General features: G+C 55.8%; 17 protein-coding genes and 1 pseudogene. 14 read left to right on the plus strand and 4 right to left on the minus strand.

Annotated features, from left to right (window positions below; genetic code table 11):
• Nucleotides 1-124 precede the first annotated feature (124 nt).
• The 5 genes from hutU (at nucleotide 125) to gap (ending at nucleotide 5,961) form a co-directional block, all read left to right on the plus strand.
• Nucleotides 125-1,801 carry a urocanate hydratase gene (gene hutU, locus HX778_RS23700; RefSeq protein WP_038482216.1) on the plus strand — a complete coding sequence of 559 codons (1,677 nt, stop codon included), beginning with the start codon at nucleotides 125-127 and terminating at the stop codon, nucleotides 1,799-1,801.
• Nucleotides 1,802-1,852: 51 nt separating this feature from the next.
• Nucleotides 1,853-3,061, plus strand: coding sequence for an imidazolonepropionase (gene hutI, locus HX778_RS23705; RefSeq protein ID WP_176983236.1), 1,209 nt, complete (start codon nucleotides 1,853-1,855; stop codon nucleotides 3,059-3,061).
• Complete coding sequence (gene hutG / locus HX778_RS23710; RefSeq protein WP_038482210.1) at nucleotides 3,054-3,851, plus strand: N-formylglutamate deformylase; 798 nt, start codon at nucleotides 3,054-3,056, stop codon at nucleotides 3,849-3,851. Before hutI ends, hutG begins: the two co-directional genes overlap by 8 nt.
• A 40-nt stretch (nucleotides 3,852-3,891) precedes the next feature.
• Nucleotides 3,892-4,872, plus strand: a complete 981-nt coding sequence (locus tag HX778_RS23715; protein WP_176983237.1) for a GlxA family transcriptional regulator — start codon at nucleotides 3,892-3,894, stop codon at nucleotides 4,870-4,872.
• A gap of 78 nt (nucleotides 4,873-4,950) precedes the next feature.
• Nucleotides 4,951-5,961: a type I glyceraldehyde-3-phosphate dehydrogenase gene (gene gap / locus HX778_RS23720; RefSeq protein ID WP_176983238.1), complete on the plus strand. Its 1,011-nt coding sequence runs from the start codon at nucleotides 4,951-4,953 to the stop codon at nucleotides 5,959-5,961.
• Between the two features lie 43 nt (nucleotides 5,962-6,004).
• Here the strand turns inward: gap and HX778_RS23725 are convergent, their stop codons facing one another.
• The 3 genes from HX778_RS23725 to HX778_RS23735 all read right to left on the minus strand — a co-directional run bounded on the left by HX778_RS23725 (nucleotide 6,005) and on the right by HX778_RS23735 (nucleotide 10,017).
• On the minus strand, nucleotides 6,005-7,315 hold the full coding sequence (locus tag HX778_RS23725; protein WP_176983239.1) for a serine hydrolase: 1,311 nt from the start codon (nucleotides 7,313-7,315) through the stop codon (nucleotides 6,005-6,007).
• Nucleotides 7,316-7,495: 180 nt separating this feature from the next.
• Entirely contained in the window at nucleotides 7,496-9,154 is a 1,659-nt protein-coding gene (gene mqo, locus HX778_RS23730) for a malate dehydrogenase (quinone) (protein WP_144244076.1), read from the minus strand.
• A gap of 302 nt (nucleotides 9,155-9,456) precedes the next feature.
• The gene (locus HX778_RS23735; protein ID WP_176983240.1) at nucleotides 9,457-10,017 is read right to left on the minus strand and encodes an NADPH-dependent FMN reductase; all 561 of its coding nucleotides are present in this window, start codon (nucleotides 10,015-10,017) and stop codon (nucleotides 9,457-9,459) included.
• Nucleotides 10,018-10,114: 97 nt separating this feature from the next.
• Here HX778_RS23735 and HX778_RS23740 point away from each other — a divergent pair, with 97 nt between their 5' ends.
• Nucleotides 10,115-10,879 carry an AraC family transcriptional regulator gene (locus HX778_RS23740; RefSeq protein WP_176983241.1) on the plus strand — a complete coding sequence of 255 codons (765 nt, stop codon included), beginning with the start codon at nucleotides 10,115-10,117 and terminating at the stop codon, nucleotides 10,877-10,879.
• Here HX778_RS23740 and HX778_RS23745 read toward each other — a convergent pair.
• Nucleotides 10,843-12,264 (minus strand): MFS transporter, encoded by a 1,422-nt coding sequence (locus HX778_RS23745; protein WP_038483496.1) that lies wholly within the window; start codon nucleotides 12,262-12,264, stop codon nucleotides 10,843-10,845. The genes HX778_RS23740 and HX778_RS23745 overlap by 37 nt on opposite strands.
• Before the next feature lie 111 nt (nucleotides 12,265-12,375).
• On the opposite strand from HX778_RS23745, the gene HX778_RS23750 reads away from it, so the two are divergent.
• From HX778_RS23750 to treA, 8 genes and pseudogenes are all read left to right on the plus strand, one after another.
• Nucleotides 12,376-13,251, plus strand: coding sequence for a helix-turn-helix transcriptional regulator (locus HX778_RS23750; RefSeq protein ID WP_052049048.1), 876 nt, complete (start codon nucleotides 12,376-12,378; stop codon nucleotides 13,249-13,251).
• A gap of 486 nt (nucleotides 13,252-13,737) precedes the next feature.
• Nucleotides 13,738-14,232, plus strand: a complete 495-nt coding sequence (locus HX778_RS23755; protein ID WP_038482192.1) for an SH3 domain-containing protein — start codon at nucleotides 13,738-13,740, stop codon at nucleotides 14,230-14,232.
• Nucleotides 14,233-14,348: 116 nt separating this feature from the next.
• Nucleotides 14,349-15,308 (plus strand): hypothetical protein, encoded by a 960-nt coding sequence (locus tag HX778_RS23760; protein WP_038482189.1) that lies wholly within the window; start codon nucleotides 14,349-14,351, stop codon nucleotides 15,306-15,308.
• A gap of 38 nt (nucleotides 15,309-15,346) precedes the next feature.
• Nucleotides 15,347-16,729: a protein kinase gene (locus HX778_RS23765; RefSeq protein WP_176983242.1), complete on the plus strand. Its 1,383-nt coding sequence runs from the start codon at nucleotides 15,347-15,349 to the stop codon at nucleotides 16,727-16,729.
• A gap of 64 nt (nucleotides 16,730-16,793) precedes the next feature.
• Nucleotides 16,794-17,954 (plus strand): merozoite surface protein 3b, encoded by a 1,161-nt coding sequence (locus HX778_RS23770; protein ID WP_235212896.1) that lies wholly within the window; start codon nucleotides 16,794-16,796, stop codon nucleotides 17,952-17,954.
• A 54-nt stretch (nucleotides 17,955-18,008) separates the two neighbouring features.
• Nucleotides 18,009-19,388: a hypothetical protein gene (locus HX778_RS23775; protein WP_176983243.1), complete on the plus strand. Its 1,380-nt coding sequence runs from the start codon at nucleotides 18,009-18,011 to the stop codon at nucleotides 19,386-19,388.
• Nucleotides 19,388-20,788, plus strand: coding sequence for a DUF6384 family protein (locus tag HX778_RS23780; protein ID WP_176983244.1), 1,401 nt, complete (start codon nucleotides 19,388-19,390; stop codon nucleotides 20,786-20,788). The genes HX778_RS23775 and HX778_RS23780 overlap by 1 nt, the downstream gene beginning before the upstream one ends.
• A 166-nt stretch (nucleotides 20,789-20,954) precedes the next feature.
• Nucleotides 20,955-22,707: pseudogene (gene treA / locus HX778_RS23785) on the plus strand (alpha,alpha-trehalase TreA).
• Nucleotides 22,708-22,714 lie beyond the last annotated feature (7 nt).

Here is a 22,714-nt window from a genome sequence, read left to right on the forward strand (position 1 = left end):
ATAAATAAATTCAATGTCGCGCCTGGCATCAAATATGCTAATCATGTATATACAAGCAAACGAAAAAATGACATGGTATTTTTCGTGAGCATTTCTCCGTTATCTCAAAACAAGGTGAACCCCCATGAAGAGTGAGTTTTCTCGTTATCGTGATGTTGAAATCAGGGCGCCACGCGGCACAAAGCTGAATGCAAAAAGCTGGCTGACGGAAGCCCCGCTGCGCATGCTGATGAATAATCTCGATCCGGATGTGGCTGAGAACCCGAAAGAGCTGGTGGTCTACGGCGGCATTGGTCGGGCAGCGAGAAACTGGGAATGCTTCGATAAAATGGTGGAGGCGCTGAAAGAGCTGAATGAGGACGAAACCCTGCTGGTGCAGTCCGGCAAGCCGGTTGGCGTCTTTAAAACCCACGCCAACGCGCCGCGCGTATTGATTGCTAACTCAAACCTGGTGCCGCACTGGGCAAACTGGGAACACTTTAACGAGCTGGACGCTAAAGGTCTGGCGATGTACGGCCAGATGACCGCCGGATCGTGGATTTACATCGGCAGCCAGGGCATCGTGCAGGGCACCTACGAGACCTTCGTCGAAGCGGGCCGCCAGCACTACAACGGCTCGCTGACCGGGCGCTGGGTGCTGACCGCAGGCCTGGGCGGCATGGGCGGCGCACAGCCTCTGGCCGCCACGCTGGCCGGTGCCTGTTCACTGAACATTGAATGCCAGCAGTCACGCATCGACTTCCGCCTGCGCACCGGTTATGTAGACGAACAGGCGAAAGATCTGGACGACGCCCTCGCCCGCCTCAAACGCTACACCAGCGAAGGTAAGGCCGTTTCTATCGCCCTGCACGGCAATGCGGCAGAAGTTCTGCCGGAGCTGGTAAAACGCGGCGTTCGCCCGGACATGGTGACCGACCAGACCAGCGCCCACGACCCGCTCAACGGCTACCTGCCCGTGGGCTGGAGCTGGGAAGAGTACCGCGAACGCGCCGCCGTTGAGCCTGCCGTGGTGACTCAGGCGGCGAAAGCTTCGATGGCAGAGCACGTGAAAGCGATGCTCGCCTTCCAGCAGCAGGGTATCCCAACCTTCGACTACGGCAACAACATACGCCAGATGGCAAAAGAGATGGGCGTGAGCAACGCGTTTGATTTCCCGGGCTTTGTTCCGGCCTATATTCGCCCACTGTTCTGCCGCGGCATCGGGCCTTTCCGCTGGGCCGCGCTTTCCGGCGACCCGGAAGATATCTACCGCACCGACGCCAAGGTCAAAGAGCTGATTCCGGACGATAAACACCTGCACCGCTGGCTGGACATGGCCAAAGAACGCATCAGCTTCCAGGGCCTGCCGGCGCGTATCTGCTGGGTCGGCCTGGGCCAGCGCGCCAGGCTGGGGCTGGCGTTTAACGAAATGGTCAGAAGCGGCGAGCTGTCTGCGCCTATCGTCATCGGCCGCGATCATCTTGACTCCGGCTCGGTGGCAAGCCCGAACCGCGAAACCGAATCAATGCAGGATGGCTCCGATGCCGTGTCCGACTGGCCGCTGCTGAACGCCCTGCTGAACACCGCCAGCGGCGCGACCTGGGTTTCCCTGCACCACGGCGGCGGCGTCGGCATGGGCTTCTCGCAGCACTCCGGCATGGTTATCGTCTGCGACGGCACCGACGAAGCGGCAGAGCGAATCGCCCGCGTGCTGAATAACGATCCGGCCACCGGCGTCATGCGCCATGCGGATGCGGGCTATGATATTGCTATTGAGTGTGCCAAAGAGCACGGCCTTAACCTGCCAATGCTGGCGAAATAGTTCCTCTGTGGCGCGGCACTCGCCGCGCCCTGTCCTGATGAGAGAGATCTTATGCGGATTTTATGGCGCAATTGCCACATCACCACCATGGCCAACGGCCACTACAATCTTATCGAAGATGCGGCTTTGCTAACCGAAGGCGGCAAAATTGCCTGGGTGGGCCCCTATAGCCAGCGTCCCGACCTGCCTTATGACGAAGAACGCGACCTGCACGGCAAACTGGTCACTCCCGGTCTTATCGACTGCCACACCCATAGCGTATTCGGCGGTAACCGCAGCCAGGAGTTTGAAATGCGCCTGAATGGTGCAACCTACGCTGACATTGCCGCGGCAGGCGGCGGCATCGCCAGCACGGTGAAGGCCACGCGTCAGGCGAGCGAAGCCGACCTGCTGAAAAGCGCCGGCCGCCGTATTAATGCGTTGCGCAAAGACGGCGTAACCACGCTGGAAGTGAAATCAGGCTACGGCCTCAGTTTTGAAGACGAACGCAAAATGCTGCGCGTGATCCGCCAGCTGGCGCAAAATCTGCCGCTGACGATTTACAGCACCTGCCTGGCTGCACACGCTCTGCCCCCGGAGTACAAAGACCGCAGCGACGACTTTATCACCGAGGTATGCGAGAACTGGTTACCCGCTTTGCATAACGAAGGGCTGGTCGACGCCGTGGATGCCTTTTGCGAACATCTGGCGTTTTCCGTCCCGCAGGTGGAACGCGTCTTTATGAAGGCCCATGAACTCGGGCTGCCGATCAAGCTTCACGCCGAACAGCTTTCGCTGCTGCACGGCGCGGGGCTTGCCGCCCGCCATAATGCGCTTTCTGCCGACCACCTCGAATATCTCTGCGAGGACGATATTGTGCTGATGGCCGGGCACGGGACGACCGCCGTCCTGCTGCCCGGAGCATTTTACTTCCTGCGCGAGACGCAAAAACCGCCGGTTTCGCTGCTGCGTAAACATCACGTGCCGATGGCTATTTCCAGCGATCTCAACCCCGGCACGTCGCCGGTACAGTCGCTGCGGCTGATGATGAATATGGCCTGTACGCTGTTTGGCCTGACGCCTGAAGAAGCGCTGGCAGGCGTGACGCTCAATGCGGCGCGAGCGTTGGGCATTAGCGATAAAGCCGGGTCGCTCGAAGCCGGTAAAGAAGCAAACTTTGTTGCCTGGGAGATAGAACATCCTGCCGAGCTCAGCTATTGGCTGGGCGGCTCGCTCTCCAAACAGGTTATCTATCAAGGTAAAGAGGTGTGGAATGATTAAGGGCTTTGAGCTTCATCAGGGTAAGCTGCCGCTGCTGATCAGCATGCCGCATCCCGGCACACAGTTAACGCCGGAAGTGGCGAACGGGCTGACCGGGCGGGCAAAAAAACTGGAAGATACCGACTGGCACATTCCAAAACTTTACCAGCCGATACGCGATCTGGGCGCCAGCATGCTCAGCGCCAACTACTCCCGCTACGTGGTTGATTTGAATCGCCCGTCAGACGATAAGCCGCTTTACACCACCGCCACCACCGGGCTGTACCCGGATATCTTTTTCGACGGTGAGCCGCTGTTTGAGGCCGGAAAATCTCCCAACGAGCAGGCCAGAGCCGACATCCTGACCAATATATGGCAGCCGTATCATCAGGCGCTTGCTCAGGAACTCGCCCGACTGAAAGAAACCTTCGGCTATGCGATCCTGTGGGATGCACATTCCATCAAGTCCGTAGTTCCTCGCCTGTTTGAAGGCCGCCTGCCGGACCTTAACTTCGGTACAGCAGACGGTGCCAGCTGTAACCCGGCGCTGAGCGCTGAACTCCTGAAAACTAGCGAGCATTTCAACGGCTACAGCAAAGTGCTTAACGGGCGCTTCAAGGGCGGCTACATTACGCGCCACTACGGCGCACCGGAGCAAAACATTCATGCCGTGCAGCTGGAAGTGGCGCAGTGCTGCTATATGAACGAAGAGAGCTTCGCCTGGTCAGCGGATAAAGGCGCGCAATTCCAGCGGTTGCTGACTCAACTGATAGAGACGGCGCTGGACTGGGGAAAACGTCACCACGGCTAGCCCTCTTGACTTAATTTGTTAAAAGCGTACTTTTCAGGACATGAAAACTATTCTGATCATCGTTCCTGACGGCGGCATGCTGTTCGAAGCCGCCGGTATCGCCGATATTCTGATGCAGGCCAATCGCCTGCATACGGAGGCCATCGCCGAACCTCGCTACCGCATCAGCATCGCTACTACTCAGCCTCATCACGTTGTGCACGGCATGTCCGGGCTCAACCTGCTGGCCGACCACCGGCTGGCAGACCTCGATCCCGACGAGCCCCGCGATACCATAATGATTACCGGCAAAGGCCAAAGCGAGCATGAAGGCAGCGCCGTGGTGGAGTGGATACGCCGCGCGGCACACAATGCTGACCGCATCGCCTCCGTCTGTGGCGGCGCGATGCTGCTAGCCCAGGCGGGGATACTGGACGGCCGCAGGGCAACCACCCACTGGCGAATGCTTGAGGAACTGCAGGCCAAATGGCCGCAAATTAAAGTTGAAGCTGGCCCGCTGTACATTCAGGACGGGCCGGTGTGGACGTCAGGCGGCGTGAGTTCCGGTTTCGATCTTACGCTGGCGCTGGTGGAGTCCGATTACGGTTTCACCCTCGCCCGCGACGTCGCTCAGGATTTAGTGATGTATTTACATCGCCCAGGCGGGCAGCTGCAGTTCAGCCGCTATCATCTGCGCCAGGCCGCCAACACCGGGCCTATAGGCCAGCTACAGGACTGGCTGCTGGATAACCTGGCGGACGATTTGTCGGTGGAGAAACTGGCAGAACGCGTGGCCATGAGCCCAAGGAATTTTACCCGCGTCTTTACCCGTGAAACCGGCGTTACGCCCGCTCGCTACGTGGAAGAGGCCAGGCTTGCCGCCGCACGTCATCATCTTGAACAGTCAACGGACACCCTGGAACGGGTCGCATCTGCAGCGGGCTTTGGCAGCGCGATCAATCTGCGCCGCGTTTTTGAGCGCCAGCTTCACCTTACGCCCGGAGAGTACCGCGAGCGCTTCCACTGCCGTAAATTGGCGTGAATTGATCCTTTTTTGTCATTTACGCCATTCCCCCCTGAGCATACTCTGACCCCAGACATTCAAGAGAAGGAGTGAATCATGGTTAAGGTCGGGATTAATGGTTTTGGCAGGATCGGACGTAACGTGCTGCGCGCCGCGCTGGGTAACCCGGAGATTGAGATTGTTGCTATCAACGATCTGACGGACAGTAAAACTCTCGCACACCTGCTCAAACACGACTCGCTGATGGGCAAACTACCCGCGCCGGTGGAGGCCTCAGAAGGCCAACTTCACGTTGACGGCAAGCCGGTTCGCGTCTTCAGCGAAAGAGATCCGGCGCAGATTCCGTGGCGCGAAGCTGGCGTAGATATCGTTATTGAAGCCACCGGATTTTTCACCAGCCGTGAAAAAGCAGAGGTTCACATTACCCACGGCGGCGCAAAACGCGTGATTATTTCTGCCCCAGGTAAAGATGACGACCTGACCATCGTGCTGGGCGTGAACCACGATAGCTACGATCCGCAGAAGCACTTTGTGGTCAGCAACGGCAGCTGCACTACCAACGGCCTCGCCCCTGCCGCTCAGGTTCTGCATCAGGCTTTTGGGATTGAACACGGGCTGATGAACACCACCCACGCCTACACCAACAGTCAGGCGCTGCACGACCAGCCGGAAAAAGACCTGCGCGGGGCGCGTGCGGCAGCTCTGTCGATTGTGCCCTACTCCAGCGGCGCGGCTAAAGCCCTCGGCAAAGTTATTCCTGAACTGGACGGCCGCCTGACCGGGTATTCCCTGCGCGTGCCGGTGCCGGTGGTGTCTATCGTCGATTTAACCGTCACGCTTAAACGTGATGTGACCGCGGAGGAAGTGAACGCGGCGTTCCGTAAGGCAGCAGAATCAGGCCCGCTGAAAAATATTCTGGGCTATAGCGATGAACCGCTGGTGTCCAGCGATTATCAGGGCGACCCGCGCTCTTCGATTATTGACGGGCTGTCTACGCTGGTGATTGGCGGTAACCTGGTCAAAATTCTGGCCTGGTACGACAACGAATGGGGCTTCTCGAATCGCCTTGTTGACCTTGCGTTACTGATGGATAAACGCGGCCTGTAAGGCCTAAAAAAGTAAAAAGCCAGCCTTTCGGCTGGCTTTTCTGTTACTTAAGCGAGTTCGCTATAGCGTTGAACATCAGGGAAGCTTCCAGCGGCTGCGCGCTGAAAGACGGCTCTGCCTTCGGCCAGGTAGACCACTGGACAATCACCAGCTTCTCTTTCTGGTTCACCATGATCATCTGCCCAAAAATCCCCAGCGCCCACATCGAGTCTTTACTTTCCAGGCCGTGCTTCGGCCCTACATTGCCCGCATTCGCCGGAACGCTGTTGTTCCACCATTCAAAACCGTAGCTGCCGTCCGGATGCGCGGCGGTGACGGATTTTTGCGCTTTATTCCAGTCACGAGCCTGTGACACCCAGCCATCAGGCAGCATTTTCTTGCCGTCCGGCAGCACGCCGTTGTTCATAATAAACAGACCAAATTTACCCCAGTCTTCGAGCGTGGCGTTGAAGCCATGTGCGCCGACATCATGCTTGCCTGGCTGATAGCTGTGCCACACGCCGTCGTGCGTCATGCCGTAAGGCTGCCAGATGGCCTCCTGAAGGTTTTGCGCCAAAGATTTGCTGGTCGCTTTTTCCAGCGTATCGCCCAACAGCCAGGCTCCGCCGGAGGAGTAAGACCAGGCCTCGCCGGGCTTAGCGTAAGCTTTACGCTGCGGGTCTTTCACCAGCTTATTCACGCAATCGTAGGTATCGCTGTTCGCTTCGCACTGCGTCAGTTGGGCAAAGTCGGACTTCGGATTGGTGTAATCCTCACCCCAGCTGACGCCCGAGGTGTGCTGCAGCAGTTGCCGCACCGTGACGTGTTCCCAGGCGGTGCCTTTAACATCAGGGTTGTACTTAACAATCTCGTCGTCGAGCGAGGTGATTTTCCCCTCTTTTACCGCCACGCCAACCAGCGTGGAAACCACCGATTTCCCCACCGAGCGGGATGTCCACAGCGTGGTCGGCGTGTTGCCTTCGCCGTAGTAATCCCAGACGATTTTACCGTCCTTAATCACCATCATGCCGGTCACGCTGTTTCGCTTCAGGTATTCCCCCAGCTTAAAATCGTGTCCGTCGTACTGGTAGCTTACGCCCGAGAGATCTTTTGCTGCGCGTGGGACAGGCACAGACTGCCCGGCTTTGAAAACATCGCCCTCATAGGAACGGTAATCATTACGAAAGCCCACGACGCGCTGCTGCTGGTTCCAGGTCAGCATGTCTTTTACGTCAGGCAGTTTCGTGTCCGTGGGAGCGGGACAAGTTGCGAGCTGGAGCGTCTGGCAATCCGCAGTTACGGGAGCGGCGTTCACCTGCAGGGCGGCACCAAGGCAAAGGGTAAGCAGGCAAATTCCGGTATTCAGTTTAGTCATCGTGTTTTCCTTGAAAGTGGCGTTATCGCCTGTCAACACGCGGACTGTAGGGCATATTTCTCAATATGAGATATCGGTTAGCGGGGGAATATCCCCCACTCTAAAAGAGGTGAGTATTTTAGAGGCAAAAAAAAGCCCCTGCGCTGGCAGGGGCTGATTTACTGATTGAACGCGGGAAGCTTACAGCGCCATATCGTGCTGTGGAGAAGCCTCGGCTTTCGTTTCGGCAGGTTTAGCGACCGGCGTAGCGCTCTGGTCATTCATTTCAATGACCGGCGGTTTGGTCAGCTGCAGCGTGGCCGCAGTGTCATTCCAGACTTTCTGAGTCAGCGCCGCATTGCCGTTCATCTCCTGACCGTAGCTTGGCACAACGGCACGGATCTTGTTCTGCCATTCAGGAGAGTTGAACTGCTGCGGGAACATCTGCTTCAGCACGTTCAGCGTGATTGGTGCGGCGGTAGAAGCACCTGGAGATGCGCCCAGCAGCGCAGAAATGGTTTTCTGCTGGTCAACAACGACTTCGGTACCGAGCTTCAGCACGCCGCCTTTGTTCTCATCTTTCTTGATGATCTGTACACGCTGGCCGGCCTGGATCAGTTTCCAGTCTTCTTTACGCGCCTGCGGATAGTACTCTTTCAGCGCTTCAAAGCGGTCTTCATCACTCAGCATTACCTGACCAATCAGGTATTTAACCAGGTCGAAGTTATCCAGACCTACGTCGGTCATCGGCATAAAGTTGCTGGTCGTGGTGGTGCTCAGCAGGTCAAAGAAGGAACCGTTTTTCAGGAACTTAGTAGAGAAGGTCGCGAACGGCCCGAACAGCACCACGCGCTTACCGTCGATAAAGCGAGCATCAATGTGCGGCACGGACATCGGCGGTGCCCCTACGGACGCCTGGCCGTACACTTTTTCAAGATGCTGGCTGGTTACCGCCGGGTTTTCGGTCATCAGGAACGAACCACCCACCGGGAAGCCGGCATAGTTTTTCGATTCCGGAATACCGGTTTCCTGCAGCAGCTTCAATGCGCCGCCGCCGGCACCGATGAAGACATATTTCGCGTCGATGGCGTGTTCTTTCCCGCTATTCACGTCTTTAATGGTGACGTGCCAGGAATTATCGCCATTGCGCTTGAAGTCGGTCACTTCAGAAGAAGTTTGCAGGGAGAAGTTCTGGCTTTTTTTCAGGCTGCCGATCAGCTGACGGGTAATTTCACCGTAGTTGACGTCGGTGCCGACCGGCGTCCAGGTGGCCGCCACTTTTTGATTCGCATCGCGCCCTGCCATGACCAGCGGAGCCCACTGCTTAATTTGCTCATGGTTGGTAGAGAATTTCATGCCCTGGAATAGCGTCGTTTTCTGCAGCGCGTCATAACGCTTGGTCAGATACTCGACGTTTTTATCGCCCCAGACAAAACTCATGTGCGGCGTGGAATTAATAAACGAATGAGGGTCGTTCAAAATACCGCGCTGAATTTGCGCAGACCAGAACTGACGAGAAATCATAAACTGTTCGTTAATTTCCAGCGCTTTACTGACATCAATAGAACCGTCCGGGCGCTCCGGCGTATAGTTCAGTTCCATATTTGCAGAGTGCCCGGTACCGGCATTATTCCAGCCGTTAGAGGACTCAAGCGCCACGCCGTCGAGCTTCTCAACCATGACCTGTTTCCAGTCCGGCTGCAGCTCCTGGAGCCACGTCCCGAGAGAGGCGCTCATGATACCGCCGCCAATCAGCAGGAAGTCGGTTTTTTGCGTGGAATCCGCGTTAGCGTAGCTAGCAGAGCTTACGAATAACGCCAGTGTTGTCAGAGAAATAATTGTCTTTTTCATTGCAGGCATAATAATTATATTGCATCGCAGGTGAATGAAGTCCCTCTATGTTAACCCACTTTCACGATATTTTAAAATCTCATTCACATCTTCATTAATCCATACAATTAATGCCAGTGATTTTTTTAATTAAAAAAACCAAACAAAATCAAATCTGATGGAATTTATATTCCAACAAAATACAGTCACTATTCTCAAAATTACTGTCGGTAATTCGCTTATTTATCGCGATGTTATTGGCAAAAGAAATCCATGCCTGCACATGGATTCTCTCATCTGCCCGATCGCGGTCTCAGGGCATAATCTTGCCGTTAGCGGTTTGTGCTATTTTGCTCAACCACCTTTATAAAGACGTTCAGCTGGCGGCGAATATACTCCGCCGTTACCGGATCGGTTAAGCGCCCGTTCTCCGTTTTCTGATTGGCAAAACTGACCGCCATCTCCGGCAAAGGCACCATATTACACAGCATCGAAGCCAGGGTTTCACGCAGCTGATATTGCGCCCTGACGCCGCCGAGCGCGCCGGTAGATTGCGACACAAAAAAGACGTATTTGTCCATCATGCAGCTGGCCCTGACCGGCCGTGAAAGCCAGTCGAGCGCATTTTTCAGCACGCCGGGCATGCCGTGGTTGTATTCCGGTACGGTAACGATCGCCGCATCGGCCTCTGCCACCAACCGCCGGGCGGTCGCCACGGACTCGGGCAATTCGCCCTTTTCCAGGTCCTGGCAGTAATGTTCCATGGCACCGATATCAAGTGCAGTAAAGTGGCTCTGCTCCGGCAGCATTTCGCTAATGCTGTTCAGCAACGCGCGGGAAGCTGAGTCATTGCGCAGACTGCCTGCAATACCTACGAAACGTAATGTTTTCATCTTGTTCTCCTCTTAATCCGTCGATGCACGTATTATCAGAAAAAAAATAAGATGATTCTTTCGCTAATCCGCCAAATTCCTTCTCAGGAGTGCCAATATGTCAGATCCCGCATCCGTCGCCGTTGAAGCTTCCGACATGGCGCATCTCCGGGGTGACGATGTGACTTTTCACCGCCATTTGCATGGGCAGCTTAGCGTCACGCTGGCGGGCACCCTTAGACTGCAAACCGAATCAGGCTGGTGGCTAGCAACGCCCGGCAACGGCATCTGGGTGCCGCCGGGCGAACTTCACCGCGCGCTGTACACCGAGCGCTCGCGGCTGATTAACCTGCGTTTCAGACAAGGATTTGAACAGCAGCTTCCGCAGCACTGTTCCCTTATCGTCGCCTCAAATTTGCTGACCGAGCTTGCTAAAGAGGCATTAGCCGTTCAGCGGGGAGCGGGCGAGCAGCTAGAACTCATCGCCCAACTGATACATTTTCAGCTGCGCAAGCAGGTGCTGAAAACAGACTTGTTCGTGCCTGAAGGAAACGATAAGCGCCTGAAGCAGATAACCGGCCTGCTCAGGGAAGCCCCTGCCTGTAATAAGACGCTCGAGCAGCTAGCCTCGTTAGCCTTCACCAGCCCAAGAACGCTGGCGCGACTGTTTGAAAACGAAACCGGGATGAGCTTCACGCGCTGGAGAGAGAGAATGCGGGTTATCAGTTCGGTGGAGAAATTAATCGGCGGCGAACCGATAACGCGGGTAGCCTATGATATGGGCTATCAAAGCGCCAGCAGCTTTACCACTGCTTTTACCCGCATTATCGGCATGCCGCCGGGACGTTATCTTAAAGAGACTTTCACGCCGGATAAAAGCTGACGGCGGGTGACGGCCGCCACGGCAAGCGCCAGCATCATCACAATTTCAGCGGCCAGGAAGCCTATCATTGCCACCGAGTAATCCCCGCTTTGGCGCTGCAGATGCAGGAACAATGCCCCCAGCACGGCAGGCCCAAGCCCCAGGGCCGATTGCTGCAAGGTGCTCAGTATGGCGCTTGCCGCTCCGGCATCGTTCAGGTCGATATCGCGCATGCCGATACGATAGAAGCTGTTCACAATCAGCGCCTGCCCGTAGCCGGTCACCAGCGTGGCAGGCGCAATAGCCAGCGGGCTGGCGTGGGTGCCAAAATGGTAGAGCGTAAATATCAGCCCCAGCAGGCCCACAACCTGAATCGCGATCCCGCTCAGTAGAATAGTGCTGAGCGAATGGCGCACGATAAGCCTCGGCGCAAACCACGCTGAAACAAAATAAGAAATGCCCATCGCAATAAAGCTGTTCCCGGACTGCCACGGCGCCATGCCCATTCCCGACTGTAGCGTCAGCGCCATGCAGAACATAAAGCCCGACCAGCAGGTAAAGAACAGCAGCGCGATCAGCAGGCCAAACCGTATGCTACCCAGCTTCAGCAGCCTTGGCGGCAGCAGCGGCTGTAGCCCACGCTGTTGCTGGCTTAGCGCTCCGACGCGCATCAGGTAACCCAGCGGCAGCGTGGCTACCAGCATCAGCTGCATCGGCCACGGCCAGTGCAGATCGGGGCCAAGCGCCATCGGGAACAGCAGGCAGCAAAGCATCAGGGCAAGCGTAACGGTGCCCTGCCAGTCGATGCGCGAATGGCTTTCGCTGCGAGTTTCAGGAATATAAAAGCGGCTCAACACCAGCACTAACAGGCAAATAGGCACGTTGATAAAGAACGCATTACGCCAGCCCAGGCCGGCAATATCCGCCGATACCAGCCAGCCGCCGCCCATTTGACCGATAATAAAAGCAATCCCGCCAATGCCGCCGTACAGGCTGATGGCGCGGGCGTGAGCGGTGCCCTTAAGCGTGACGTGCAGCGTAGCCAGGATTTGCGGCACAATCAGCGCAGCCCCAACGCCTTGCAGGGTACGTGCGGCCAGAAGCTCGGTGACCGAGCCGGAAATCCCGCACAGTAATGAAGCAATGCCGAACAGCGCCACGCCCCACAGCAGAGTTCTGCGGCGGCCGTGGTTATCACCCAGCTTGCTGCCCACCGCCAGGCTTACGGCAAAGGCAACGCCGTAAAGCGCAACGATAAGCTCCAGCTGAGTTGGCGTGGTGCCGAGGGACTGGGTGATTGAGTCCAGCGCCACGTTGGTAATAGAGGTGTCAATCAACGGCAACATCTGGCCCGTCAACAGCAGCACCAGGCCAGCACGACCGGGTGAAACAGGCGAATTATTCATCAGGGACTCCATTGCATAGTTCAGGAAACCGACGTAGCATTCCTGATAATTTAACCGGGTACCAGTTCCTGCTTATACTGGTACTGGCACTACTATTCTGGAGTATTTGTGATGCTCATCACTCAGCCCGAGCTACGCCCCGGCCCGCTGGACGACAGCCGTAAAATGCTGGCGCTGTTTTTGCGTACCCGGCGCGAAAGCCTGGACCCACAGCGTCTTGGCCTGCCGCGCAGCGGACGGCGCCGCACGCCAGGCCTTCGCCGTGAAGAGGTGGCGCTGCTCGCCGACATCGGCGTGACCTGGTATACCTGGCTTGAACAGGGGCGAGAAGTGAATCCTTCCTCCAGCGCTATGGCGGCAATTGCCACCGCGCTGCAGTGTTCCCCGGCGGAAACCCGCCACCTGTTTATCCTGGCCGGCCTTCCCCCTTCCGAAGCACCCGCTGCCGCTCAGTGTGAGGGGCTAAGCCCCGCCGCGCGCCGCATGCTTGATGCGTTAATGCCTAATCCGGCCAGTATTCAGAAGCCCAACTTCGATATCCTTGGCTACAACTCGCATTTTTGTCAGCTGATGGGCGTTAATCTCGACAACGAACCGCCCGAACATCGCAACTGCATCTATCAGTATCTGACGAATGAAACCTGGCGCAGCCGGGTAGACTGTAACGAGGACGTATTACCCAAGTTTGTTGGCTGGTTCCGCGCGGGGATCACCGAGCATCGCGGTGACCCGCGCTGGGAAGCTCTTCTGGAATCGTTTTTCGTCGCCTCTCCGGCTTTTAAAACGCTCTGGGAGCAGCGCTACGAAATCCGTAATATCGAGAACCATATTAAGCAGTATACCCACCCGCAAATTGGTACCTTCGGCATGCAGCAGGTCAACTGGTACTCCGCGCCTCGGGATGGTTCAAGGCTGCTGGTCTATCTGCCGATAGATGAACCGGGCGAGCGGGCTTTACGTCTCTTTTCACAGTCCAGCGGAGCCTGATTTCAGGTTGACGAGTGGGCAGCCCATAGACAGGCTGCCCGTTTTTTTCTTTGTTTTAAGAATAACCTCAGGGAAACCTGAGATACCCTTCTGAATTGACCACAAAATAAAAATAAGACTTCGCCGAAAACATTACATTTATCAAATAAATTCAAAAAATTAGCAGCATTTTCATGCTTCTTGCCCGCATTAATTGAACATCAGATTATTTTTACATCAGGCAAATTTTCTTCTGCGCCAGGGCATCATGAAACCTCCGTGTACGTAATAGGTTATTCCGGTGTTATATCGCCATTGAATTGTTAACCAGGCTATGTAAAATCACGCTACTATGCTGAAACCACGCGAATTCCTTGTCGCGGCGATGCAACTTAGCCGCCGCACCGTTTTGCGTGGGCGTATCTCACGTCGTGGAAAATTTTCCTGTGCGGCGCTCCTTGCTCCCGCGGCGGTTGGGTTTTAACCTTTTTCTCAGGGAACGTCTCAATGAAATTGCGAAGCCTGTTAGTCCTCCTTGTTGTCACCACGGTTGTCGGCTGTAAAGCGCCACCGCCAAAGATGACCGACGACACCATTGTGACCAGCACGGTAAACGGCGTCACCCTTACTCACCGCTATATTGTTGAAGTTCCGAAAGAATTCACGCCGGTGAATGCCGACTATCGGGCGCTTTATCCTGGCTCCATCATGAGCAAGCCTGATTTTGGCGGCAAAGTGATAGCCCAGCTTGAAAACGGCCAAAGCTACACCGTGCTGGGCGAGGTAGAGAACCACTGGTTTGCTATCGCCGAACAGGATCAACCAGAACTTCTGGGCTATGTGCCGCTTAGAGCGCTGGTGAAAAGTGAACTTTATAACCAAACGTTAAAAAAAGACCGCCCACGCCCTCGTCGCGCGGCTAAAAAATCCACCTGCGTTGCGGTAGATAATAAAAGCAAAGCTTGCCAGAACGCCGATAACGGAACGTGGATCATTAACTAAACTTCCCCTTCGGGGGCTTTATCATTGACTACCGCAAGAGCGAGGCAGCCGCCGGCCGGGCAATCCGGACTGGCTTAATGTTGCCGCTCTTTACACACAGGCTAACAAGGATTTTTATGAAACTCTGGCTTTCGGGTATGGCGTTGCTGCTGGCATCAACTACCGTCTGGGCAGGGAACTATCGCATCGTTCAGTCGCCTTCCCAGAAGCTGGACGTGTGGATAGACAATATTAAAAGCAATGCCCCGCAAAGCTGGTGTGGAAGCGAACTGCCAGTGCGCATTGTGGCAAACGGTGATAAGAATCCGCTCATCCTCAAGACGTTTATGCCCCGCCTCGGCGCGCTGCTGGAAAACCAGTGCAGCGAAATTGAGCGCGTAAGCTGGCAACTGGAGGATACCGAAGGCGCTTCTCTTGCCCGCGGCTCTGCCTCAAAAGCCAGCGACTGGGAGGTCGCTATTGAATCTCCGCTGTCTTCCGTTGCCACCCGTAACGAACGCCCGGAAGATCTTTCCACCCCACTAGACCGCACCCCATGGCTGGAATTTACCCTGCAGGACGGCTGCCATTTACGAACCTTCTGGCAGGGTGACGCCGGCAGCAGCGCGCTGTTTATTCCCGGCAAAGAAAACGGCAAGTGTGAAAAAGGCGGCTGGCTGAACGGCAGCAGCGAGGTCATTCAGCGCGGCAACGGCGGTGAAAAACGCATCGTAATGACCTTCGTACACGGTTTCCCGGTTAGCGGGCTTAATCCGGCGGCCGATGCCGACAGCCTGCTGATTACCAGCGTTAACAATGAACGCATGGTCGTCAGCAGCGAGCAGGCGCCGCAAAGCTGGTTAATTTTGCCTTATCACCCGGAAATTAACGGCTGGAAAGCCAGCGGCACCGTCGCCGTGGAAGTGCCTCGGGACATGGCGCTTGACGAGCAGCGTCTTCAAACACGGCTGAACGAGGTGCGTAAAGTCTGGTCCGGCTGGCTGGCACCTAATGCGGCGATTACGCTGCTGCTGGTCGAGTCGCTGCACCCGCAGCTGCGCGACCCTGCCGCCGGTGCCTGGCGCGCCCAAAAATAAACTTGTCGCATGTTGCACGACCTCGCGCAGAGAACATCATGATAGATAACGATTTTATACCAAGAGTGCCCAACGCTTTGCCGCCTGGCTACCGCTTTGATGAATTCGAAATTCAGGAAGCTATCGACGCCAGCATGACCAGCATTCTTTACCGGGCCTGGGATCACCAGCTCGAAAGAGTGGTGGCAGTACGCGAATATATGCCGAAAGCCTATGTCATGCGCAATGACGTGCAGGAGCTGGTGCTGCACAGCGAACGCGACCACCTGGTTTACACCACCGGCCTGAACAGCTTTATGCAGGAAGCGCGCCAGCTGGCCCACTTTAATCACCCTAATCTGCCCCAGGTATTACGCATCTGGAGCGATAACAATACAGCCTATGTGGTCACGCTGTTCTACAACGGTATTACGCTTGATGAACTTCAAAAACAGCAGCCGGGACTGATTGATGAAGCGTGGATCCGCCGCATGCTGCCGATGTTGTGTGGCGCGCTGGCCACGCTGCACTCGGCTGAACATCTTCACCGTAATCTGTCCCTCAAAAGCATCCAGATTCAGGATAACGGCCTGCCTATTTTGCTCAATACCGGCGCGCCGCGTGGCGGTCAGGCGTCACTGGATGAAGGCAACACCCTGCTCCACCCTGGCTTCGCGCCGCTGGAGCAGTACACCGGGGACCTGGCCAGCCAGCTTGGCCCGTGGACGGACATCTACGCCGTCGGCGCCGTGCTGTATACGCTCATCACCGGCAGCGCGCCACCTGCAAGCGTGGCCCGCAGCATCCAGGACAGCTGTATTACGCTCGCGGAAAGCCAGCCCGAAGGCTATTCCCTGAACCTGTTGAAGGCGGTTGATAAAGCGCTGTCGCTGAAGCCGGAGGATCGCCCTCAGTCGATTGATGCCTTCGCCGTCCTGCTGGACATCCCCGTCGGCGACGTCAGGGAGTTGGTCAGCAACAAGAAAACCGGTACCGCCCTGGTGCCGGTAGAAGAGCCTGAAGACACCGCGACTCTCCCGCTCTGGAAGCGCTATCAATCGGCCCTGCAAATTGGCGCTGGCGCCGTCGCTGGCCTGATTGTCGGCGCGGTGCTGTTTGGCGGCGGTGGCACTTCGGCTCCTGCCCCCGAGACCATCGCCGAGCCGGTTGTTGCCAGCCAAAGCACGCCGCAGGTGGGTGGCGCACCCGCCGCAACCGCTGCAGAGAGTGCCCTTGCTCGCGTCTATGTCCGTATGAACGAAGGCGAACAGCTGGCTGTTAATGGCAAAGCGCAAAAGGTCACGCCTGCCGCCAACGGCTTTGCCTCGCTGCAGCTTCCAGCTGGAAAATATCTGCTCACTCTTAGCGGCGGCGAGCAATCCCGCAAGCAAACCATTGTGGTGGCGAACCCAGGCACGTGGCTGGTAAATCCACAGGGGTAATTACAGGGGCAAAACACCAGGGTATAGTGCTGGCTGAAATATTTTGACATCAACAAAGGAAGCGATGATGACATCTGCCGTAGCCAGCTATACCACCCGTGCCATACAGAAGTTACAGAAACTGGGCATCATGCCCGCGCCAGAGGCCGAGACGCCGGTGCTTGTATTGCTGGATGCTATTGTGGACCTGGACGCCGACCGTGTGACCACTATCGGCAGGACGCTGCAGCAGCAAAGCGCTTTTAACGCCGTCGTTCGCGACAATATTTCAAGCATGGACGTCGCCAACCGGCAGACCAAAATCGTCGCCGCTTTCGACTCTATCCGCCAGGACGCCACGCAAATGGTGGACTGGCTGGACGACGGCAAACTGGATTTGGTGGAGCGAATTAAGTCCGGCTGGATGACCCTCCGCCGCGGCTCCATTCCAGATCGTTTTAACGCCATTAAAAAGACCTGGCTCGAAGTCGCCAAAGCGTCTGATGAGCAAATCTCCCGCGAAAAAGTTATTCTCGACGCCTACCAGGACTTCCGTTTTGGGCTGAAAGAAGCCCACGTGGATGCTATGGCGCTGATGACGCTGGCAGAGCAACGCGTAGAGCACTGCCGCCAGACGCTGCAGAGCGCGCAGGCAGCCGCAGACAGTACGGAGAACCTTGAAGGCTCAGAACGTTCACGCCGTGAATTAGTCAGGGATGAAGCCCTGCGCGCCATGCAAAAAGAAGACGAGCGCTATCAAATCGTCAAAGATCTCTCCGATAACCTGCTTATCGCCTACAACGCGGCGGAGGCAGTGTTCGCCCGATTACAGCAAACTAACGCGATTAAAGAACGGGTATACCGCCAGGGGGTGACTTTCTTTGCGACCAACGAAATCGTCTTTACCGCGCTCTCTGCCTCGATGACCTCACTTCAGGGCCTCGATGAAAGTACCAAAACGCTGGAAGCCATGAAGGCCGGCATCAACGAGGGCCTTAACACTATTGCTTCAAACGGGACAAAACAGCTCGAAGCCGGGCTGCAGGCCGGCTACGGCTCAACCATAAAAGCCGAGTCCGTGCGTTCACTGGTTAACGCTATCGTCAGTTTCCAGGAGTCCAGCTATAACATGATTGAAGAGCTGCGCGGCGAAGCCACCAGGAACGCTGAAGAACTTGCTGCGGTTGTTGAGGACGGTAAGCGCCGCTTCACCAGCATCGTCACTAAAGCAGAATTGACGCGCTAATACCCAGCGTTTCAACGCCGATATGCCGGACCGATTTACGGAGAACCCGAGTTAATGGAAGCCTATAAACTGGCAAGGACGTTAGCGCAAAATACCGCGACCCAGCGTCTGCTGCTCTCATCGGTAGAAGCCTCAGTGGCCGAGCTGCGCGGCCAGCAGCTCTCTCTACAGCAGCAAATTGCCTCTCTTTATCAAAAAATGGCGACATTGCTTTTGCAGGAATCTTCATCCGTTGATGTCGATGAGCAAAACATTCAGCCTCTGCTGCAGCAGTTGAACGACGAAATTGCCCTTACCCGCCAGCAGTTGGTTGCCGAAGAACAACGCTTTCAGCAGCATCAAAGCGCGCTGGCCACGCTGGATGAGCAAATAGACCAGCACGAAGCCGAGCGAGACGCTCAGCTTGCCGCAGACTCGCAAGCAGAGCAGGCGCGGCTGGACAAGGAAAACTTCTCGGCCGGGTTAGAGAAACAAACGGCACTTCACGTCGAACTCAAGGCCGAAGTCGCAGAAAAAACGGCTGTTTATGGTCAGCAGAAATTGTTCTGTTACCTGCTGAACAAAGGTTATGCTACCGAGCAATATCGCGCATGGCGTCTTCGCCGCAGCCTGGACGGTTGGATTGCAGGCCTGTGCCGCTTTAACGATAACGTGGCCAATTACCGAATGCTCTTTGCCCTGCAAAAAGCCTCCGAAACTAAGCTACAAACCCTTGAGCAGCAGGCTATAGCGCGTAACGATCGTTTCACTGCTTTTGTCAGCCGCATTGAAAGGAATATCGGCCTGCCCGATCTTTATCAGCGCCTTGAGGCGCTGGAAGCTAATTTGAGCGTAAGCCAGCAAAAGGTCAGCCAGCTGCAGCTTAAAATGCAGGAGTATGCCAGCGGAGAAGGTGAGAATTTTCAGCGAATTATGCGACGCCTGTCGGAACAAATGTCTCGGCTGCCGCAGCAAAAGCTCAGCGAACTGGTGACGCAAACCGCTTCGCCCGAAGACGATATTATGCTCGAAAGAATACGCACGCTTATCCCTCAGGAGACGAGTACCGGTGGCCGTATTGCAGCGGCTAAAACCGACCTTGAGGCGGCACGCAACGATCTTAATCGGGCCGAATCCCTGGAGAGTTCTTTCCATCAGCATGGCTTCAATAATGCCGACCTTGAGTTTAAATGGGGCCTGCTTGATAGCGAAGATAAACAGATCAAGCGCTATATGCACGGCGAGCAAAGCCTGGGCGATATTATGAATAAAATCTCCGCCGCCTCCCGCAAGCGTCCTAAACCGGCAACAACAGGCGGCTATAGCAGCAGTCGTCGAGCTACCTCCAGCACGACATGGTCATCCGGCTCGTCTTCCAGCAGGCGCTCAGGCGGAGGCTTTAGCTCTTCTTCTTCAACCGGTGGCGGCAGTTACCGGACAACGGACAGTTTCTGATGGATAAGGTAAAACTCAGCGATCAGCTTGGGGCGATGGCTATCATCGACGCGCTGCACGCCCGGCAAATTGCCGTTGAAGAGCATTTAGACTTACCGCTTTTACGGCAGAAAATCAGCCAGCGCATACGTGATTACTACCAGAAGTCGGGTACGTCCGTTAACGACGAGCTTATTGAAGAAGGCGTGAAAAACTGGTTCACGCACCGTTTGAGCTACCAGTCACCGCCGTTAACCCTCGGCCAGCGGTTGGGCTCAAGCCTTTATTTGACCAGTTCCAAATGGCTAAAAGGACTGGGCGTTCTGGTGCTGTGTAGCGCACTGTTTATGGGTTACCGGATTTATGATGCCCGTAGCCAGCTGGAAGCGTTGAACAACAGCATTTCGCTACAGATAAAAAGAAACCACGACCTGACGGGCATTGCCCGGTATCTAAAAGGGACGCTGGATGTTGCCAATAAGGCGACACTTGTCTGGGCCATGAAGCCTTTAGCTGAGGTCGAAGATAAGGTAAACGGTATGCTGGAACAGTTTATCCACCAGCAACCTCAAAATCTGGCAATGGAGAATGCCCGTGCGCAGCGCGAGGTGCAGTTCCAGTCGCTGACGGCGCTGAATGACAAACAAAGAGATCTCCTGCAAAACGCCAATAATCTTATCGTCGACGTTACCCGCCTGCTGCGTGCTGACGGCTCGCTGCAAGAGATTACCGCCGATCCACAGTTCTCGACATTCCTCAGCCAGTCTTCTGACGTTGCGGCCAAATTCGACGCAGCAAAACAGGCTATCATCAAGAATAGCCCGACGATGGAGGCCACCGTTGCCGAAGTCACCACCGCTATTGAGCAGCAAAAAACGCGTGCCGAGCGGATAAAGATTTTTGCTGAAAAGAAAAATAAGCTTCTCGGGCTTCCTCTTTCCAGTCACGACAGAAAAACGCTCAGCGATTTTATCGGCGGGCTGGATCGTAGCTTAGCCGAACGCGGCTATACCGAGATAATCCCGCCTCCGGAATGGATTGAAGCAATTAATCGTATGAATGAAATGTACGAGTATGTCGTTGAACCTCTAACTTTCATCGTCGTAGATCGTATCGGGGAAAAATCTGGCGTGGAGCGAACTTACGATGAATCAGGAGGCCGCAGCTGGTACCTGATTACCGAGGCGATAAACAGTCGGGGCGTGCCGCAGTCCGTCTGGGTAAAAGACAGTGAAACCGGACAGGAACGCAAGACGACCACCTTCGGCATTCGAATCTCGCAGGCCGAATTCGAGAAGCTGAAAAAAGACAAGCAGGAGGACGGCCACATCGATAACTACATCGTGGGCAATAAACCAGCCAATCAGCTTACGGTGCGCTACAAACGCCCGGTAATGGACGGTCGAATTCTGAGCTGGTAATGCCATCCCATCACGCCTCGCTATGCGGGGCTTTTTTACGCCGGTAAATTGTCTGGTTTTTGCATTTTTATCGTCAATGACACCCGAAATTCGGAAAATTCAACTAAGGTTTTCAGGGAGTTGATCGCAACGTAGCGTGTTGCGTCCCGTCGAAGGAGAAGGAATGATGATAAAACCCGTTTTGCACCGGCCTCATGCGCTATGTCTTGCGGCCCAGATGGCCGTTGCCGGTGCCGTATTTGGCCTCACGCCGCTTGCTTCATTTGCAGCCCAGGAAACCGAACGCCCTCCCCAGCCTCAAACGCCCGACGAGCTTTTTGGGCCTTTGTTTATTGATGTCCAGACAGCGAAGCTATTCCCCGACCAGAAAACTTTTGCTGATGCGATGCCTAAAGGCGATCCGCTGATGATCCTCGCCGATTACCGCATGCAGCGCAGGCTATCCGGGTTTGATTTGCGCCACTTTGTTGACGTGAACTTTATCCTGCCGAAGAACGAGGATAACTATAAGCCGCAGGAAGGAGAAAGCCTGCGAGAACACATTAACGGGCTGTGGCCGGTGCTGACCCGCTCCCGCCGACAGCACCAACAAATGGAACCCGCTGCTCCCGCTGCCAAAACCCTACGTTGTGCCAGGCGGCCGCTTCCAGGAGCTCTACTATTGGGATAGCTATTTCACCCTGCTGGGCCTGGCCGAGAGCGGCCGATGGGACGATGTGCAGAACATGGTGGACAACTTCGCGCACGAAATCGATACCTGGGGTTATGTACCCAACGGCAACCGCAGCTATTATCTGGGCCGTTCGCAGCCGCCTTTCTTCGCCATGATGGTTGAACTGCTCGCGCAGAATAAAGGCGACAGCGTGTATACAACCTATTTGCCGCAGCTGAAGCAAGAATATAGCTGGTGGATGGAGGGCAGCGACGGCCTGAAGCCAGGCGATGCTCATGAGCGCGTTGTTAAGCTTAAAAATGGCGCCCTGCTCAACCGCTACTGGGATGATAAAGACACGCCGCGCACCGAGGCTTATCTCGACGACGTTACCACGGCGAAGAGTACGCCAGCACGTGCGGCAACCGATATCTATCGCGACCTGCGAGCCGCCGCGGCATCCGGCTGGGACTTTAGCTCACGCTGGATGGACAATCCGACGCAGCTCGGTACGGTCAGAACCACAAGTATCGTGCCCGTTGACCTTAATGCGCTGCTTTACCAACTGGAGAAAACGCTCTCTCACGCCAGCGAACTGGCAAAAGATAGTGCGGCAGCAGAGCGCTATAAACAGGCCGCCGATGACCGTCAAAAAGCCATTGAGCAAAACCTGTGGAACGCCAAAGAAGGCTGGTATGCGGACTACGACCTTAAGAGCAATACGGTTCGCAATCAGCTAACCGCCGCCGCGCTGTTCCCGCTTTATGTGCATGTCGCCTCGCAGGACAGAGCGGATAAAATGGCGAAGGCTACGCGCCAGCATCTGCTCAACGCGGGCGGGCTGGCCGCCACCAGCGTCAAAACCAGCCAGCAATGGGATGCGCCAAACGGTTGGGCGCCGCTGCAGTGGGTGGCAACCGAAGGCCTGCAAAACTACGGGCACAAAGATTTGGCGCTGGAGGTGAGCTTCCGGTTCCTGAGCAACGTGCAGAACGTCTACAACAAAGAGCAAAAGCTGGTTGAGAAATACGATGTCACCACCAGCGGAACGGGCGGCGGCGGTGGCGAATACCCACTGCAGGACGGCTTCGGCTGGACTAACGGTGTCGCGCTGAAAATGCTCGACCTGCTCTGCGATAAAGAAAAGCCCTGCGACAATGCCCCGGACAAGCTGCCTTCGGCAACCCCCGGCCCGGTAACCAATCCGGTTAAATCAGCGGCAGAGAAAACAGCCACACCGCCCACGGCAGACAAGCCAAAGCAGTAAAATAACG

The sequence above is a fragment of the Cedecea sp. P7760 genome (genome assembly GCF_013386425.1).
In the GTDB taxonomy this organism is placed as follows: Bacteria; Pseudomonadota; Gammaproteobacteria; order Enterobacterales; family Enterobacteriaceae; genus Cedecea; species Cedecea selenatireducens.

What these genes read in the sequence shown, in the direction of transcription:
- hutU (WP_038482216.1), top strand. Translation starts at nt 125, where the DNA reads ATGAAGAGTGAGTTTTCTCGTTATCGTGATGTTGAAATCAGGGCGCCA.
- hutI (WP_176983236.1), top strand. Translation starts at nt 1,853, where the DNA reads ATGCGGATTTTATGGCGCAATTGCCACATCACCACCATGGCCAACGGC.
- hutG (WP_038482210.1), top strand. Translation starts at nt 3,054, where the DNA reads ATGATTAAGGGCTTTGAGCTTCATCAGGGTAAGCTGCCGCTGCTGATC.
- HX778_RS23715 (WP_176983237.1), top strand. Translation starts at nt 3,892, where the DNA reads ATGAAAACTATTCTGATCATCGTTCCTGACGGCGGCATGCTGTTCGAA.
- gap (WP_176983238.1), top strand. Translation starts at nt 4,951, where the DNA reads ATGGTTAAGGTCGGGATTAATGGTTTTGGCAGGATCGGACGTAACGTG.
- HX778_RS23725 (WP_176983239.1), bottom strand. Translation starts at nt 7,315, where the DNA reads ATGACTAAACTGAATACCGGAATTTGCCTGCTTACCCTTTGCCTTGGT.
- mqo (WP_144244076.1), bottom strand. Translation starts at nt 9,154, where the DNA reads ATGCCTGCAATGAAAAAGACAATTATTTCTCTGACAACACTGGCGTTA.
- HX778_RS23735 (WP_176983240.1), bottom strand. Translation starts at nt 10,017, where the DNA reads ATGAAAACATTACGTTTCGTAGGTATTGCAGGCAGTCTGCGCAATGAC.
- HX778_RS23740 (WP_176983241.1), top strand. Translation starts at nt 10,115, where the DNA reads ATGTCAGATCCCGCATCCGTCGCCGTTGAAGCTTCCGACATGGCGCAT.
- HX778_RS23745 (WP_038483496.1), bottom strand. Translation starts at nt 12,264, where the DNA reads ATGAATAATTCGCCTGTTTCACCCGGTCGTGCTGGCCTGGTGCTGCTG.
- HX778_RS23750 (WP_052049048.1), top strand. Translation starts at nt 12,376, where the DNA reads ATGCTCATCACTCAGCCCGAGCTACGCCCCGGCCCGCTGGACGACAGC.
- HX778_RS23755 (WP_038482192.1), top strand. Translation starts at nt 13,738, where the DNA reads ATGAAATTGCGAAGCCTGTTAGTCCTCCTTGTTGTCACCACGGTTGTC.
- HX778_RS23760 (WP_038482189.1), top strand. Translation starts at nt 14,349, where the DNA reads ATGAAACTCTGGCTTTCGGGTATGGCGTTGCTGCTGGCATCAACTACC.
- HX778_RS23765 (WP_176983242.1), top strand. Translation starts at nt 15,347, where the DNA reads ATGATAGATAACGATTTTATACCAAGAGTGCCCAACGCTTTGCCGCCT.
- HX778_RS23770 (WP_235212896.1), top strand. Translation starts at nt 16,794, where the DNA reads ATGATGACATCTGCCGTAGCCAGCTATACCACCCGTGCCATACAGAAG.
- HX778_RS23775 (WP_176983243.1), top strand. Translation starts at nt 18,009, where the DNA reads ATGGAAGCCTATAAACTGGCAAGGACGTTAGCGCAAAATACCGCGACC.
- HX778_RS23780 (WP_176983244.1), top strand. Translation starts at nt 19,388, where the DNA reads ATGGATAAGGTAAAACTCAGCGATCAGCTTGGGGCGATGGCTATCATC.